The sequence below is a fragment of the Aeromonas sp. Prich7-2 genome (assembly GCF_017939255.1).
GTDB lineage: Bacteria > Pseudomonadota > Gammaproteobacteria > Enterobacterales > Aeromonadaceae > Aeromonas > Aeromonas caviae.
The window spans coordinates 26,588-40,957 of sequence record NZ_JAGKRI010000016.1 but is presented as its reverse complement, the minus strand read 5'-3'; the positions used below and the strand labels follow the sequence as shown (position 1 = coordinate 40,957).

11 protein-coding genes are annotated in these 14,370 nt (G+C 62.3%); 4 read left to right on the top strand and 7 right to left on the bottom strand.

Features of this window, described 5'->3' with window-relative positions:
• Positions 1–106 precede the first annotated feature (106 nt).
• Positions 107–2,020, top strand: coding sequence for a peptidylprolyl isomerase (gene ppiD, locus J9892_RS04285; protein WP_161653526.1), 1,914 nt, complete (start codon positions 107–109; stop codon positions 2,018–2,020).
• Positions 2,021–2,221: 201 nt separating this feature from the next.
• Here ppiD and J9892_RS04280 read toward each other — a convergent pair whose 3' ends face one another.
• From J9892_RS04280 to J9892_RS04260, 5 genes are all read right to left on the bottom strand, one after another.
• The gene (locus J9892_RS04280; RefSeq protein WP_010674576.1) at positions 2,222–3,814 is read right to left on the bottom strand and encodes an ABC-F family ATPase; all 1,593 of its coding nucleotides are present in this window, start codon (positions 3,812–3,814) and stop codon (positions 2,222–2,224) included.
• A gap of 210 nt (positions 3,815–4,024) precedes the next feature.
• Positions 4,025–5,680 carry a cation acetate symporter gene (locus J9892_RS04275; RefSeq protein ID WP_039039048.1) on the bottom strand — a complete coding sequence of 552 codons (1,656 nt, stop codon included), beginning with the start codon at positions 5,678–5,680 and terminating at the stop codon, positions 4,025–4,027.
• Entirely contained in the window at positions 5,677–5,988 is a 312-nt protein-coding gene (locus J9892_RS04270) for a DUF485 domain-containing protein (RefSeq protein ID WP_039039049.1), read from the bottom strand. The genes J9892_RS04275 and J9892_RS04270 overlap by 4 nt, the downstream gene beginning before the upstream one ends.
• A 107-nt stretch (positions 5,989–6,095) precedes the next feature.
• Positions 6,096–6,722 (bottom strand): 3'-5' exonuclease, encoded by a 627-nt coding sequence (locus J9892_RS04265; protein ID WP_104452892.1) that lies wholly within the window; start codon positions 6,720–6,722, stop codon positions 6,096–6,098.
• A 2-nt stretch (positions 6,723–6,724) separates the two neighbouring features.
• Positions 6,725–8,512 carry a putative nucleotidyltransferase substrate binding domain-containing protein gene (locus J9892_RS04260; protein WP_041211372.1) on the bottom strand — a complete coding sequence of 596 codons (1,788 nt, stop codon included), beginning with the start codon at positions 8,510–8,512 and terminating at the stop codon, positions 6,725–6,727.
• A gap of 158 nt (positions 8,513–8,670) precedes the next feature.
• On the opposite strand from J9892_RS04260, the gene J9892_RS04255 reads away from it, so the two are divergent.
• Positions 8,671–9,477: a crotonase/enoyl-CoA hydratase family protein gene (locus tag J9892_RS04255; RefSeq protein ID WP_010674581.1), complete on the top strand. Its 807-nt coding sequence runs from the start codon at positions 8,671–8,673 to the stop codon at positions 9,475–9,477.
• Between the two features lie 67 nt (positions 9,478–9,544).
• On the opposite strand, the gene J9892_RS04250 is transcribed toward J9892_RS04255, so the two are convergent.
• Entirely contained in the window at positions 9,545–11,044 is a 1,500-nt protein-coding gene (locus tag J9892_RS04250; RefSeq protein ID WP_010674582.1) for an alanine/glycine:cation symporter family protein, read from the bottom strand.
• A 375-nt stretch (positions 11,045–11,419) separates the two neighbouring features.
• Between J9892_RS04250 and J9892_RS04245 the strand changes: the two genes are divergently transcribed.
• Positions 11,420–11,788, top strand: coding sequence for a GNAT family N-acetyltransferase (locus J9892_RS04245; protein WP_010674583.1), 369 nt, complete (start codon positions 11,420–11,422; stop codon positions 11,786–11,788).
• Positions 11,789–11,806: 18 nt separating this feature from the next.
• Complete coding sequence (locus tag J9892_RS04240) at positions 11,807–12,616, top strand: M90 family metallopeptidase (RefSeq protein WP_104452893.1); 810 nt, start codon at positions 11,807–11,809, stop codon at positions 12,614–12,616.
• Between the two features lie 80 nt (positions 12,617–12,696).
• On the opposite strand, the gene J9892_RS04235 is transcribed toward J9892_RS04240, so the two are convergent.
• Positions 12,697–13,293: a GPR1/FUN34/YaaH family transporter gene (locus J9892_RS04235; protein WP_029314465.1), complete on the bottom strand. Its 597-nt coding sequence runs from the start codon at positions 13,291–13,293 to the stop codon at positions 12,697–12,699.
• Between the last annotated feature and the right edge of the window lie 1,077 nt (positions 13,294–14,370).

The window sequence follows — 14,370 nt, the reverse complement described above, 5'->3', positions numbered from 1 at the left end:
AGACAAGTGAGAGGGCTCTCCCTCATACTGCTTGACCAAGGCGCATCGCAATCGGTGCGCCTTTTCATTATTTACGCCCATCGAGTTCGGGAGCATAAGTACAAACATGATGTTGGATAAACTACGCGAAGGGGCGCAGGGCAAGGTAGCCAAGGTTATCTTGGGCCTGATCATCCTCTCCTTTGCCTTGGCCGGGGTAGGCAGCTACCTCAATGGCCCGGCACGTACCGCCCCCGCCACCGTCAACGGCAATGACATCAGTGCCCCCGCACTGGAGAATGCCTACCGCAATGAGCGGGCCCGTATGGAATCCCAAATGGGTGAGGCCTTCAACCAGCTGGCCGCCAATCCCGATTACATGAAACAGTTCCGCCGTGGCGTGCTGGACCGTCTGATCGATCAGGCGCTGATCGATGACAAGGCCCGCTCCCTGGGTCTGCGCGTCAGCGATGAGCAGATCAAGCAGGCCATCGTCGCCATGCCCGAGTTTGCCGAGAACGGCAAGTTCAGCAATGACCGCTACCTGCAGCTCATTCGCCGTGCCGGCATGACCCCCGAGATGTTCCGCGACTCCCTGCGCCAGGACATGGTGCGCCAGCAATTGATGGGCGCCGTGCTGGGATCGGAGTTCGCCCTCAAGGGTGAAGCAGAGCAACTGGATCGTCTCTACAACCAGACCCGTGACCTGCGCCTGATCCGTCTGGCCGCTTCCGCCTATGTGGGCGGGATCGAGGTGAGCGATGCCGAGGTGGAGCAGTTCTACAAGGCCAACAGCGCTCGCTTCATGAACGACGAGACGGTCAAGGTCGACTATCTGCTGCTCGATGCCGCGAACCTTGGCAAGAACATCAAGGTCACCGAGCAGGATGCCCAGGATTACTACGACCAGCATCAGGATCTGTTCCAGCGTCCCGAGCGCCGTCAGGTGGCGCACATCCTGATCCCGTTTGGCAAGGATGAAAAGGCCGCCGAGCAGAAAGCCGAGGCCGTGCTGGCCAAGGCCAAGGCAGGTGACGATTTCGCCGCGCTGGCCAAGGCCGACTCCTCCGATACCTTCTCCGCGAAGAAGGGCGGGGAGCTCGACTGGTTCGAGAAAGGGGTGATGGATCCTGCCTTCGAGAAAGCCGCGTTCGCGCTGGCCAAGGCTGGCGATCTCTCCGCCGTGGTGAAGAGCCCGTTCGGCTTCCACATCATCAAGCTGCTGGCCGTCGAACCGGCCAAGACCAAGCCCTTCGTGGACGTGATGAGCGATACCATCGCCCGTCTGCAGTCTGAGAAGGCCAAGGAGCAGTTCTTCGCCGAGCAGCAGAAGATGGCCGACAGCAGCTTCGAGAACCCGGACTCCCTGGACTTGACCGCCGAAGCCATGGGCCTCCAGGTGCAGTCCACCGGCTATTTCAGCCAGGCCGATGCGCCCACACCGCTCAATGATCCCAAGGTGCTCTCCGTGGCATTCTCCGAACAGCTGCGTGATGACAACACCAACTCCGACGTGATCGAGCTGGCCGACGGCAAGGCGCTGGTGCTGCACATCATGGGTCACCAGCCGAAGGCGGCCAAGCCGCTTGCCGAGGTGAAAGAGCAGGTGATCACCGCCATCAAGCACGACAAGGCCAGTGAAGTGGCTCGTGGCAAGGCCCAGGGTCTGCTGGACAAGCTCAAGGCCGGTGAGAACGTTCAGGCCGACCTGACCGCGCTGGGTCTGAAAGTGGATACCCATACCGGCGTATCCCGTTTCGCCCAGGAGATGGATCAGAACCTGGTGACCCAGGCGTTCCGCATGCCCCATCCGATCGATGGCAAGCCGAGCGTCGAGCTGGTGACCGAAGCCAACGGTGATCGTGTGGTGGTGGCGCTGGACAAGGTCAACGTCATCAAGGAGCCGTCCCAGATGGTGAGCCTGCTGCAAGGTCAGCTGGGTCAGGGCAAGGCACAGGCCGACTACAAGTCGCTGATCGACGAGCTGCGCAAGGCGGCCAAGATCGAATACTTCACCGACGTGGAAGCCACTGTCGAGTAAGTCAGCCTCACGGCCCCAAGTGTGAAAACGGCTCCATGATGGAGCCGTTTTTTTATCTGCACGCGGCACAAGGGAGAGCTGCTGCCCGCTCGCAGGGGGGATACGTCGTCCTAGTTTGCATCCCGCTCGGCGTTGCCAGCAGGCATAAAAAAACCGGCGCACGAGGCGCCGGTTCTGATCGCTTTGCTTGAAGGCGGGGGATTACACCACACCCTGGGTGCGCAGGTAATCCTCGTAGGTGCCGCCGAAGTCGCGGATGCCGTCTTCGGTCAGCTCCAGGATGCGGGTCGCCAGGGAGGAGACGAACTCGCGGTCGTGGGAGACGAAGATCAGGGTGCCCTTGTACATCTCCAGCGCCAGGTTCAAGGATTCGATGGATTCCATGTCCAGGTGGTTGGTCGGTTCATCCATGATCAGGATGTTGGGGCGCTGCATCATCAGCTTGCCGAACAGCATCCGGCCCTGTTCACCACCGGAGAGCACCTTGACCGGCTTCTTGATGTCGTCCTGGGAGAAGAGCAGACGACCCAGCACGGAGCGCACCGCCTGCTCGTCTTCGTTCTCCTGCTTCCACTGGGCCATCCAGTCGAACACATTGAGATCGGTGTCGAAGTCTTCGGCGTGATCCTGGGCGTAGTAGCCGATCTGGGCGTTCTCGGACCACTTGATGGTGCCGGTATCCGGTGCCAGGGCACCGACCAGCGTCTTGATCAGGGTGGACTTACCGATCCCGTTGGTACCCAGGATGGCGACCTTCTCGCCCACTTCCAGCATCATGTTGAGCCCCTTGAACAGGGGACCGTCGCCATAACCCTTGGAGACGCCTTCGATCTCCAGGATGTTGCGGTAGAGCTTCTTGTCCTGCTCGAAGCGGATGAAGGGGTTCTGACGGCTGGATACCTTCACTTCCTCAATCTTGATCTTGTCGATCTGCTTGAGGCGGGAGGTAGCCTGGCTGGACTTGGAGGCGTTGGCGCTGAAGCGGGAGACGAAGGATTGCAGATCGGCGATCTGGGCCTTCTTCTTGGCGTTGTCGGCCAGCAGGCGCTCGCGGGCCTGGGTGGCAGCCAGCATGTACTCGTCGTAGTTGCCCGGGTAGACCCGCAGCTCGCCGTAGTCCAGATCCGCCATGTGGGTGCAGACGGAGTTCAGGAAGTGACGGTCGTGAGAGATGATGATCATGGTGCTTTCACGATCGTTGAGCACCTGCTCCAGCCAGCGAATGGTGTTGATGTCCAGGTTGTTGGTCGGTTCGTCCAGCAACAGGATGTCGGGGTTGGAGAAGAGCGCCTGCGCCAGCAGTACCCGCAGTTTCCAGCCCGGGGCCACTTCGCTCATCGGGCCGTTGTGCTGCTCGATGGGAATACCGGCACCCAGCAGCAGTTCGCCTGCGCGGGATTCGGCGGTGTAGCCATCATATTCGGCGACCAGGCCTTCCAGCTCGGCGGCCTTCATGTAGTCGTCGTCGGTCGCTTCCAGGTTGGCGTAGATGGCATCGCGTTCGGCGATGGCGGCCCACAGCTCGGTGTGGCCCATCATGACCACGTCCAGTACGCGCATCTCTTCGTAGGCGAACTGATCCTGGCGCAGCTTACCGATGCGCTCGTTGACATCCAGGCTCACATTGCCGCCGGTGGGTTCGAGATCGCCGCCGAGGATCTTCATGAAGGTGGACTTGCCACAGCCGTTGGCACCGATGAGGCCGTAGCGGTTGCCGCCGCCAAACTTGACGCTGATGTTCTCAAACAGCGGCTTGGCGCCGAACTGCATGGTGATGTTGTTGCTTGAAAGCACTGGAATGTCCCGGTTGGTCTGTCAAATGGCGCGCATTATGGCACAGATCCCCCGAAAGTTTTAGCAGGAACTGTGATCTGGCCCCATTGCAGGGGGGAAGATTTCACGACCAGGCCGGCAACGGGCTCCGGCCTCTCTTGCAGAGGGGAGGCGAGGGGGCGGTCATGAAAAAAGCCGGCACTGGGCCGGCTTGGATGCGTGGGATGCTACTTAGTGGGCGGAGGCGCCGGAGGCACCGAGCCCGGTCTGGGAGCGGACGAACTGCGGGAAGAACTTCGCATGCTCGTCGGAGGCTGCCTGGGACTTGTCGGTGACCGAGAAGAACCAGATCCCGATGAAGGCCAGCCCCATGGAGAAGAGCGCCGGGTATTCGTAGGGGAAGATGGCCTGGGCATGACCCAGCACCTTCACCCAGACGGTGGGGCCCAGGATCATCAGGGTCACGGCGCTGATGAGACCGAGCCAGCCGCCATAGACGGCGCCACGGGTGGTCAGGCGGGACCAGAACATGGAGAGGAAGAGCACCGGGAAGTTGCAGCTCGCCGCGATGGAGAAGGCCAGGCCCACCATGAAGGCGATGTTCTGCTTCTCGAACAGGATGCCAAGGCCGATGGCGACCACACCCAGCACCAGGGTGGTCATCTTGGAGACACGCAGCTCGTCGGCCTCGTTGGCCTTGCCTTCCTTGATGACGCAGGCATAGAGGTCGTGAGAGACCGCGGAGGCCCCCGCCAGGGTCAGCCCGGCCACGACCGCCAGTATGGTGGCAAACGCCACGGCGGAGATGAAGCCCAGGAACAGGCTGCCGCCCACCGCATCGGCCAGATGGACCGCCGCCATGTTGGTGCCCCCCAGCAGGGCGCCGGTGGCGTCCTTGAAGTCCGGGTTGGTGCTGACCAGCAGGATGGCGCCAAAGCCGATGATGAAGGTGAGGATGTAGAAGTACCCGATGAAGCCGGTGGCATAGAACACCGATTTACGGGCTTCCTTGGCATCGCTCACGGTAAAGAAGCGCATCAGGATGTGGGGCAGACCTGCGGTACCGAACATCAGGGCCAGCCCAAGGGAGATGGCGGAGATGGGGTCGGCGACCAGGCCGCCCGGGCTCATGATGGCCGCACCATTGGCATGCACCTTGACCGCTTCGCTGAACAGGGTACCGACGTCGAAGTTGACGGACTTCATCACCATGATGGCCATGAAGGAGGCACCGGAGAGCAGCATCACCGCCTTGATGATCTGTACCCAGGTGGTGGCCAGCATGCCGCCGAACAGCACGTAGAGCACCATCAGGATGCCGACCAGCACCACGGCCACGTGGTATTGGAGGCCGAACAGCAGCTCGATGAGCTTGCCGGCACCGACCATCTGGGCGATGAGGTAGAGGGCGACCACCACTAGGGAGCCGCTGGCGGAGAGGCTGCGCACCGAGGTCTGCTTGAGGCGGTAGGAGGCCACGTCGGCAAAGGTGTACTTGCCGAGGTTGCGCAGCCGCTCCGCGATCAGGAACAGTATGATGGGCCAGCCCACCAGGAAGCCGATGGAGTAGATGAGACCGTCGTAGCCCGAGGTATAGACCAGGGCGGAGATGCCGAGGAAGGAGGCGGCGGACATGTAGTCACCGGCGATGGCCAGACCGTTCTGGAAGCCGGTGATGCGCCCGCCGGCGGCATAGTAGTCGGAAGCCGAACGGTTGCGCTTGGAGGCCCAGTAGGTGATGAACAGGGTGGCGGCCACGAAGACCACGAACATCACGATGGCCGAGATATTGAGGGGTTGGCGTTGCACCTCGCCGCTGATGGCGTCGGCCGCCAGCAAGGGGGTGGAGATCAGACCTGCCAGCGGCAGCAGAAACTTGCCTTTCATGATTGCGCTCCCTTGAGGATCTTCTGGTTCAGCTCGTCGAACTCGCCGTTGGCACGAAATACGTAGATACCGGTCAGCACGAAGGCCGATACGATGAGACCAATCCCGACCGGGATACCACGGGTGATGCTGGAGCCTTCGCTCAAGGGGGTGCCAAGCCAGCCCGGTGCAAAGGCGATGAGCAGGATGAACGCCAGGTAGAGCCCCAGCATCAGGATGGAGAGGGTCCAGGCAAAACGCTGGCGTTTGGCGACCAGTGCCTGGAAGTTGGGATCTTGCTGGATCCGAAGATACGGTTGCTGTTCCATTGCAGTTCTCCATGACAGTGAATGTCAGCGGTGGATGAGGGGTTCCCTACCGGACAGCACGGCTGTCCATGTAATCAAAATGTGAATTAAATGTTATTCGTGGACAATTAGACTTTGGGATAAGCCAGCGGGCCGCCCTGATGCAGGCGTACAAAGACAAGGGCGGCGGTGACGGCATCGCTCAGGGCGTCGTGGGGGGGCAGGGCTGGCAGCGCCAGATGGCGACAGATCGCGGCCAGGTGCAGATCGATGGCGGCATCGGGATAGCGGCGATAGAGGTGATCGTGATAGAGGCGGCTCACCTCGATGCCGCGCTGGGGCAGGGTGAGCCGCCACAGCCGTTGGCAGGCGAGGTTGAGAATGCGCAGGTCATAGGCGATGTGATACCCCACCAGCTCACGGGGGCCGATGAACTCCAGCAGCGCGCTCAGCGCGGGCTCCAGTGCCATTCCCTGTTGCAGATCCTGATGGCGCAGGCCGTGGATCACCACGGACCCGGCGTTCAGGCTGGCGGGAGCCTGGACCCGGATGGCAAGGGCATCGCCCGTCTCTATCCGGTTGCCCCGGATGCGCACCGCCCCGATGGAGACGATCTCCGCCAGCGCCGGATCCAGGCTGGTGGTCTCGAAGTCCAGCGCCACCCACTCGTCGCCAGCAGGGCGGGCAAAGAGCGGGGCAAACTCCCCCTCCCGAAACGTCCTGCCAAGCCAGCGGCGGCGCCAGTGCATCCACATCGCTATTGCCTAAGACGAAAGTGCAAGGTGAGCCATTGCTGGAACTTCTTCACCTGGTGCAGGGCATGGCGCAGCAGATCCCGCTCTGCGGGGCCGAGGTCGGCCACCCGCACCCGTCCGTCTCCCTCCTGCAACTGGCTGCGCAGCCGAAGCCGCATGAACAGCCGGAAGGCCTCCGCCAGATTGGTGCCATAGTCCCGGCTGAGGCGTCCCTGGCCCACCAGGGCCTCGATGCGCCCCGTGGTCGAGGTCTCCAGGATCCCCGCCTCCAGGGAGAGTACCCGGACGCCGTGGACCAGAGGGAAGAGGCCGCCCCGCTTGAGATCCAGCCCCTCCGGGGCTTGCTCCAGCCTGCCAAAGAGGGTGAGGGGGGCGTGAAAGGCGACGGCGGCCCTTGCCATCTCCGCCAGCAGATCCGGCCGGTCGGCGAGGCAGGCCCGCAGGTGACGGGCGACGGGGGCGAGCCGGGCGCGATCTCCCGTGATGGCCTGGGCATCTGCCAGGGTGGCGAGCCATAGCAGATCCGCTTCGCTGGCGCGCACACAGGCCTGCTCTATCCCTTGCAGCCAGCCGCCAAGCGGCTTCACCCAGGCCGGGTTGTTGACCATCACCCTGCCCGGGCAAGGGGGATAACCCAGGCGCGCCAGCAGGGCGCTGAAGGCGGCCAGATCCGCCGACTGGGTGGGCCACGGCAGGCCATCCGGCAGGATCAGGGCATTGTCCTGATCGGTTTTCTGGATCTGTTCGCCACGCCCCTCCGACCCCAGCATCAGCAGGCACACCTGCTCTTGCTGCGCCGCGGGGATCACCAGGGAAAAGGCCTTGGCGATCAACTGCTCGTTGATGGTGGCGATGAGCTTCATCAGGAACAGGGTGTGGATCCCCTGGGCAAACAGGGAGCGAATGAGCTGCTGCTGCTCCCGGGCGACCGCCTCGAGGGCGGCCGGGGAGTCGGCGCGGGCGATGCGCAGGGTCAACACATGGGAGTGGGTGGAGAAGAGCCCGAGCACCTGGGTCAAATGCAGGATGCCTGCCACCTCCTGCCCCTGCCAGATGACCAGGCGCTTGATGCGGTGGCGGGTCATCAGCAGCAGGGCATCGAACAGATAGCTCCCCAGTGGCAGACCCGTCAGCGGGGTGGGGGTCAGCACCGCCAGCGGCGCACTGAGCGGCAATCCCTTGAGGGTGAGGGCGTGGAGCAGGGTCTTGCGGGTGGCCAGGCTCAGGCTGCCGTCTGCTCCGGGATAGAGCAGGCAGTCGGTGCCCCTGGCCACCATGGCCTCGGTGGCGGCCAGGAGCGAGAGGCTGCTTTCCACGATGAGCGGCGCCTGCAGATGGTCGGGAGCGATGCGGGTCAGGATGAACTCCGCCAGGTTCTGCTGCCCGAGCTGGCTGCGCCGCTCCTGCTCCCGCTGGCGCTCCGCCAGGGTGGCGGTGAAGTAGCGGGCGATATGGGGGTGCGCGTCGCACAGTGCCAGAAAGACGGGGCGGGGAATGAGCTGGCAGAGGGTATCTTCCAGGGCGGCGAAACGGTGGCGGCAGTGCCCGTCAAACTGGGCACGGACGTCGAACATGTCCCCCTCGCCATAGTCGCCAAAGGATTGATGGGGGGCAGACTCTTCCACGGCCCCCTTGATGATGAGGTAGAGCCCGGCGGGCTCCTCCCCGGCGTGCTGCACCGTCTGGCCCGCGCGAAAGTAGCAGATGCTGAGGTGCTGACCGAGCCGCTGGCGTGCCTCCTCGTCCAGGCCGTCGAACGGTGGACGGGCAAAATTGAACAGAAGTGACATGAGAGGCTCCACCGTGACCATGGGGCCAGTCTGACAAAGGCTCCACCACCGGGCCAGCCGACTTTAGTCGCAGGCCCGGGGCGGCCTCCCTGTACCTGCCCATAACACTCTGGTAACGTTGTGGTATGACCAGTTGAATCAAAAGGACGAAGACGGAGATGGAAAAGCCAAGGGTCAAATGGGTGTTTCAGGAGGGGATCGCCGAGGTGATGCTCTGCCGGGGGGACAAGCTCAACGCGCTGGATCGGGCCATGTTCGACGCCATCGACGAGACGCTGAACGCGCTATCCCGGCAAAAAGGGCTGCGGGCCGTGATCCTGCACGGGGAGGGGCGGGCGTTCTGCGCCGGGCTGGATGTGAAATCCATGCTGAGGCAGCCTGTGGCGGCGCTGGAGATCCTCAAGCGCGAGGCGGACGAGGCGACCAACCTGGCCCAGCGGGTGGCCTATGGCTGGCATCAACTGCCGGTGCCCGTGATTGCGGTGACCCAGGGGGTCTGTTTTGGCGGCGGCCTGCAAATAGCGCTCGGCGCCGATTTTCGCTTCAGCACCCCGGATTGCCGCTTCTCGGTGATGGAGATCAAGTGGGGCATCATCCCCGACATGAGCGGCAGCGTCACCCTGCGCAACCTGATGGGGATGGATACCGCCATGGAGCTTGCCATGAGCGGGCGCGAGCTGGAAGCCAGCGAAGCCAAGTCCCTCGGCCTGGTGAGCCGGGTGTGCGCGGATCCCCTGGAAGAGGCGCGGGCCTTTGCCCGGACCCTGATCACCAAGTCGCCGGATGCGCTGGCGGGGATCAAGCAGCTCTACACCCAGGCCTGGGCTCGCAGTGACGAGGCCATGCTCAAGGAAGAGACCCGGTTGCAGAGGCAGATCCTGGGGCGCCCCAACCAGTGGCGGGCGACCCTCAACAGCCTGTTTCGCTGGCGCCTGCCATTCGGACCGCGCCGCAACGCGCTTTGAACCCCTCACCCATCCAACACAAATGAAAATGGCAGCCGAAGCTGCCATTTTGCATTGTGCCGTCTGATTACTTGGCAACGGTATCCGGGTCCGCCTCGAAGGGGTGGCCGGTTTGCTCGCGCATCAGGTTTACTTCGGCGCGGTTTTCAATCCAGTAGTCCGCGTTCTTGATGCCGAGCTTTTCCGGGTGGAACACGGGATCCAGACCCTTGGCCAGCTGTGCCTCGTAGTCTTTCAGACAGGCGAAAGCCGGCTTTTGCAGCATCAGGATGGCACCGATGTTGAGCCAGGCCATCAGGCCGACCCCGATGTCACCCAGGCCCCAGGCCAGATCGGCGGTCTTGACGGTGCCGTAGACGGTGGCAGCCATCAGCGCAATCTTCAGCAGGAAGGTGAGCCAGGGGCGGTTAATCTTGCGGTTGACAAAAGCGATGTTGGTTTCGGCGATGTAGTAGTAGGCCACGATGGTGGTGAAGGCGAAGAAGAACAGGGCGATGGCGACGAAGTAGTTGCCAAAGCCTGGCATCATGCTCTCCATGGCGGTCTGCACATAGCCGGGGCCTGCCGCGATGCCGGCGATGCCGGTGTAGAGGGCGGCACCGTCCGGACCCTGCACGTTGTACAGGCCAGTGATGAGCAGCATGAAGCCGGTGGCGGAGCAGACGAACAGGGTGTCGATATAGACGGAGAACGCCTGCACCAGGCCCTGCTTGGCCGGGTGGCTCACCGCCGCGGCGGAGGAGGCGTGGGGGCCAGTCCCCTGGGCGGCTTCGTTGGAGTAGACCCCGCGCTTGACACCCCACATGATGGCCAGACCCAGAATGGCGCCGAAGCCGGCTTCCATCCCGAAGGCACTCTTCCAGATGAGCAGGATCACGCCCGGCAGTTGGCCGATGTTCAGGGCGATGATGACGCAGGCCACGATGATGTAACCCAGCGCCATGAAGGGCACCACGGTACTGGCGAAATTGGCGATGCGTTTGACGCCGCCGAAGATGATGAAACCGAGCAGCAGCGCCAGACCGGCGGCGGTCACGTTGGGGTCGATGGCAAAGGCGGTCTGCAGGCTGGAGCCGATGGAGTTTGCCTGCACGCCCGGCAGCAGCACGCCGCAGGCGAAGATGGTGGCGATGGCGAAGGTCCAGGCATACCACTTCATGCCCAGGCCCTTCTCGATGTAGAAGGCCGGACCGCCGCGATATTCACCGTTGATCTTCTCCTTGTAGACCTGGCCCAGGGTGGACTCCACGAAGGCGGAGCTGGCGCCAAGGAAGGCGACCATCCACATCCAGAACAGGGCGCCCGGGCCGCCGAAGGTGATGGCAGTGGCCACACCGGCGATGTTGCCGGTACCGACGCGACCGGCCAGGGTCATGGAGAGTGCCTGGAAGGAGGAGACACCGGCATCGTTGCCCTTGCCCTGAAACATCAGGCGTATCATGCCTTTCAAGTGGCGCAGTTGCAGGAAACGGCTGCGCAGGGAGAAGTAGAGGCCTACCCCCAGACACAGATAGATGAGCGCTGGGCTCCAAATCACGCCATTGATGGCATTGACGATCTCATTCATGTACAACAACTCCTTTGTTGCGCTGTCTTGGCGAGGTCTATATGCCTCGCTCCCTTAACATTGAAATATGCGGTGACCAAGGGGGTCACTCAGGATTGTGCGGGACTTTCGACTGGTTAGTCCGCGGGATTTAACATATCGGTTTGTTCAGGGCCTTCCTAGTGAAAAGTGTTGTGGCTTTGTTAATTTGTGAATTGACATTAACAAATGGTGAATGGAACTGGACAAGATTCGGTACATACCCATCATCTGCCGCTTTGCCATGCCCAGAGGGCTGATTGAGGTAATGCAAATAGGAGGCCAGGAGTGGCAACAAGGGAAAACAGATACATCATTCGCCTCGCCGGGGAGGCGGATGGGGCCGGATTGACGGGGTTGTTTGCCCAGTTGGGCTACCCCAACCCTGACGGGGCGGTCAGCGCCAGGCTGGCCCAGCCCGATCCGGCGCGGGAGGTACTGGTAGCCCTGTGCGAGGGGATCCCGGTGGGGGTGCTGGTGTGGCACCACTTGCAACCCATGCACCTTGCACCAGCCTGGGGCCTGATCTCGGCGCTGGTTGTCGATGAGGGTGCAAGGGGCGGGGGCATCGGGGCCCTGCTGCTGGCGGCGGCAGAGCAGCGGGCGGCAGCCCTGGGGTGCGGCCAGCTGGAGCTCTCCAGCAGCCTCAAGCGCGAAGGGGCGCACCGATTTTATCTGGCGCAAGGGTATTGCGAGCGTCCGAAACGTTTTGTGAAAGCTGTCTGATTGGCAAGAGGAGTCTGTGTGTTCTGGTCCAGGTTGAAAGAGGTATTGGGTGGTGCATCTCCCCGGGAGCCTCGTCTCCCAGAAGAGCAGGAGTGGCGCGAGGCGCTGGCGGCGGTGCCCATCTTGCAGGGGCTTGAAGAAGAAGAGGCGCAGAGGCTGATGGAGCTGGCGCGCCATTTTCTCTCGCGCAAGACCCTCACCCAGATCGGGGTGGAACTGACGCCCCGCCAGCAGGGGGTGCTGGCCCTGCAGGCAGTGCTGCCCATCCTGCACCTGGGGTTCGATTGGTATCGAGGTTTCCACGAGGTGATCATCATCCCCGAGCCCGTGACCCGTCGTCAGGAGGTGCAGGACGAGTTCGGGCTGGTGAGCGAATTTGAAGAGGAGAACGCCGGTGAATCCTGGCCCCAGGGGCCACTGGTGCTGGCCTGGAGCGAATTGCAGCAGGACGGGGACTGGGACGGATTCAACCTGGTGATCCATGAGCTTGCCCACAAGCTCGACATGCTGGGAGGGGATGCGGACGGTGCACCGCCCCTGCCGCGGGGCATGGATCCCCAGCAATGGACCCGGGCGCTGCAAGGTGCGTTTGACGAGATGAACGATCAGTTGACCAGTGAGGAGGTGACCGAGATAGACCCCTACGCCGCCTCGCACCCCGCCGAATTCTTCGCGGTGTGCAGCGAGAGCTTCTTCACCGATCCGTTGCGTCTGCGTGCCGTCTACCCTGCGGTCTATGACCAGTTCGCCCGCTTCTACGGTCAGGATCCCGCTGCCCGCTACCCGGCCACCCGGTTGCTGGCCGGAGATCCCGGAGCGCAGGGCTGACCGGCACTGCGTCCGGGCGGCAGAAACACAAAAGGCACCCCTGAGGGTGCCTTTTTCGTGACAGCGATGTCGCCGGGTGCTTAGGCAGCGGCTTTGAGCTGGGCGGGAGCGGCTTTCTTCTGCTCGCCGATGGGCAGCACGGTGCGACCGAACTGCTCGTTGATCACGGTGGCCATGGCCAGGTAGATGGCGCTGGCGCCGCAGATGATGCCTTCGAAACCGGCGATGGTGCCGATCAGGGTACTGCCGGTGAAGTCACGGGCAGCCAGCAGGAAGAACAGCACGGTCAGGGAGGCGAACACGAACTGCTTCACGCGGGGGAAGTTGACGGTCCCGATCAGCATGAACAGGGTGAACATGCCCCACATCAGCAGGTACCAGCCCATGTAGGCGTGCGGGGTGGCCTCGGCCAGACCCATGGTCGGCATCACCAGCAGGAACACCAGGCTCCACCAGAAGGTGCCGTAGGAGATGAAGGCGGTGACACCGAAGGTGTTGCCACGCTTGTACTCCATGATGCCGGCGATGATCTGGGCCAGACCGCCATAGCACAGACCCATGGCCAGGATCATGGCGCTGATGGGGAAGAAACCTGCGTTATGGATGTTCAGCAGAATGGTGGTCATACCGAAACCCATCAGACCCAGAGGGGCAGGGTTGGCCAATTTTTCGCTCACGTGGTGTTCTCCAACAATAGAGGTGGGGTTGATAAAAGACGCGCGATTTTAGGCAGGCTCAGGGGCCCGGGCAAGGGGGGGACACACAGAAATGGTAAAAAAAGAACACGAAAGTTTAAGTGGCCAACCATTCGTGCCATTCAGGTAGACGAGTGGTGAATGAAAAACGTTTTCAACGTTGCGATTTTGTATAAAAGGCAACTTGGCATGAAAGTCGGCAACGACGATGGTGACTGGGACTGGTGAGGGAAACGCGCCCCGGATGGTCGCGTCATGGCGGTTTGATTGAAAAATGAGTTCATATGCCATCAGACCAGAGTGTTTCCCTCCTGTTTGTGGCGCATGGACCTCCCGTATCGCTTGCCATCGCAGTGTCCGTTGCGCTCCCCATTTTCTCGTCAACCCCGCGCTCGCCACCGTGTTCCCTACACAAGGGCGGGGCGCCTGAGAAACCCGCAGGCGCGCTGTGTTGACTGCCACGGGCGAAAGGGGCGCAAGATTAACGGGCAGGATCAGAGGCTGCCCTTGTCAGAAAGCCAGAGGCGGGATGGGCCATGGGCCCAGTAAAGACGCTTCGAAATGGAAGGGGGGCGCGGGGTTGGCCCTTTGGCGTGCGCGAGAGGGTGTTCAGGATTGGTCCGATTAGACACTGTATATCTAATCGGCCATCTATTTTGACATGCCGACATGCCGACATGCCGACATGCCGACATGCCGACATGCCGACATGCCGACATGCGGGATAACGGGATAACGGGATAACGGGATAACGGGATAACGGGATAACGAGATCTTTCGAGACGGCTAGCGAGAGATAAATCCTGATGGCAGGGGTCGGGGGAGGTTAGAGAAGGGGAGGCAAGCAGGGATAAGGCAGCTCCACCATGATGTCGCCGCCGCTAGGCACAAAGGGAACAGCAGGGGCAAAGCGCGGGACCAGCCACCGCCCGCTCGCTCCGGCGGGAAAGAAAGGGATGAGAAAGGGTCGAGCAACTGGCACCGCACGGGTATCTGGGCGGTGGGCACCTTAAATGGCCAGGAAGGCGTTATCCGGTGGGGGTCGGGGGTGGGAGCCCC

Excerpts from the sequence above, each read along its gene's own strand:
- ppiD (WP_161653526.1), top strand. The coding sequence starts at position 107 with ATGATGTTGGATAAACTACGCGAAGGGGCGCAGGGCAAGGTAGCCAAG.
- J9892_RS04275 (WP_039039048.1), bottom strand. The coding sequence starts at position 5,680 with ATGAAAGGCAAGTTTCTGCTGCCGCTGGCAGGTCTGATCTCCACCCCC.
- J9892_RS04270 (WP_039039049.1), bottom strand. The coding sequence starts at position 5,988 with ATGGAACAGCAACCGTATCTTCGGATCCAGCAAGATCCCAACTTCCAG.
- J9892_RS04265 (WP_104452892.1), bottom strand. The coding sequence starts at position 6,722 with ATGTGGATGCACTGGCGCCGCCGCTGGCTTGGCAGGACGTTTCGGGAG.
- J9892_RS04260 (WP_041211372.1), bottom strand. The coding sequence starts at position 8,512 with ATGTCACTTCTGTTCAATTTTGCCCGTCCACCGTTCGACGGCCTGGAC.
- J9892_RS04255 (WP_010674581.1), top strand. The coding sequence starts at position 8,671 with ATGGAAAAGCCAAGGGTCAAATGGGTGTTTCAGGAGGGGATCGCCGAG.
- J9892_RS04250 (WP_010674582.1), bottom strand. The coding sequence starts at position 11,044 with ATGAATGAGATCGTCAATGCCATCAATGGCGTGATTTGGAGCCCAGCG.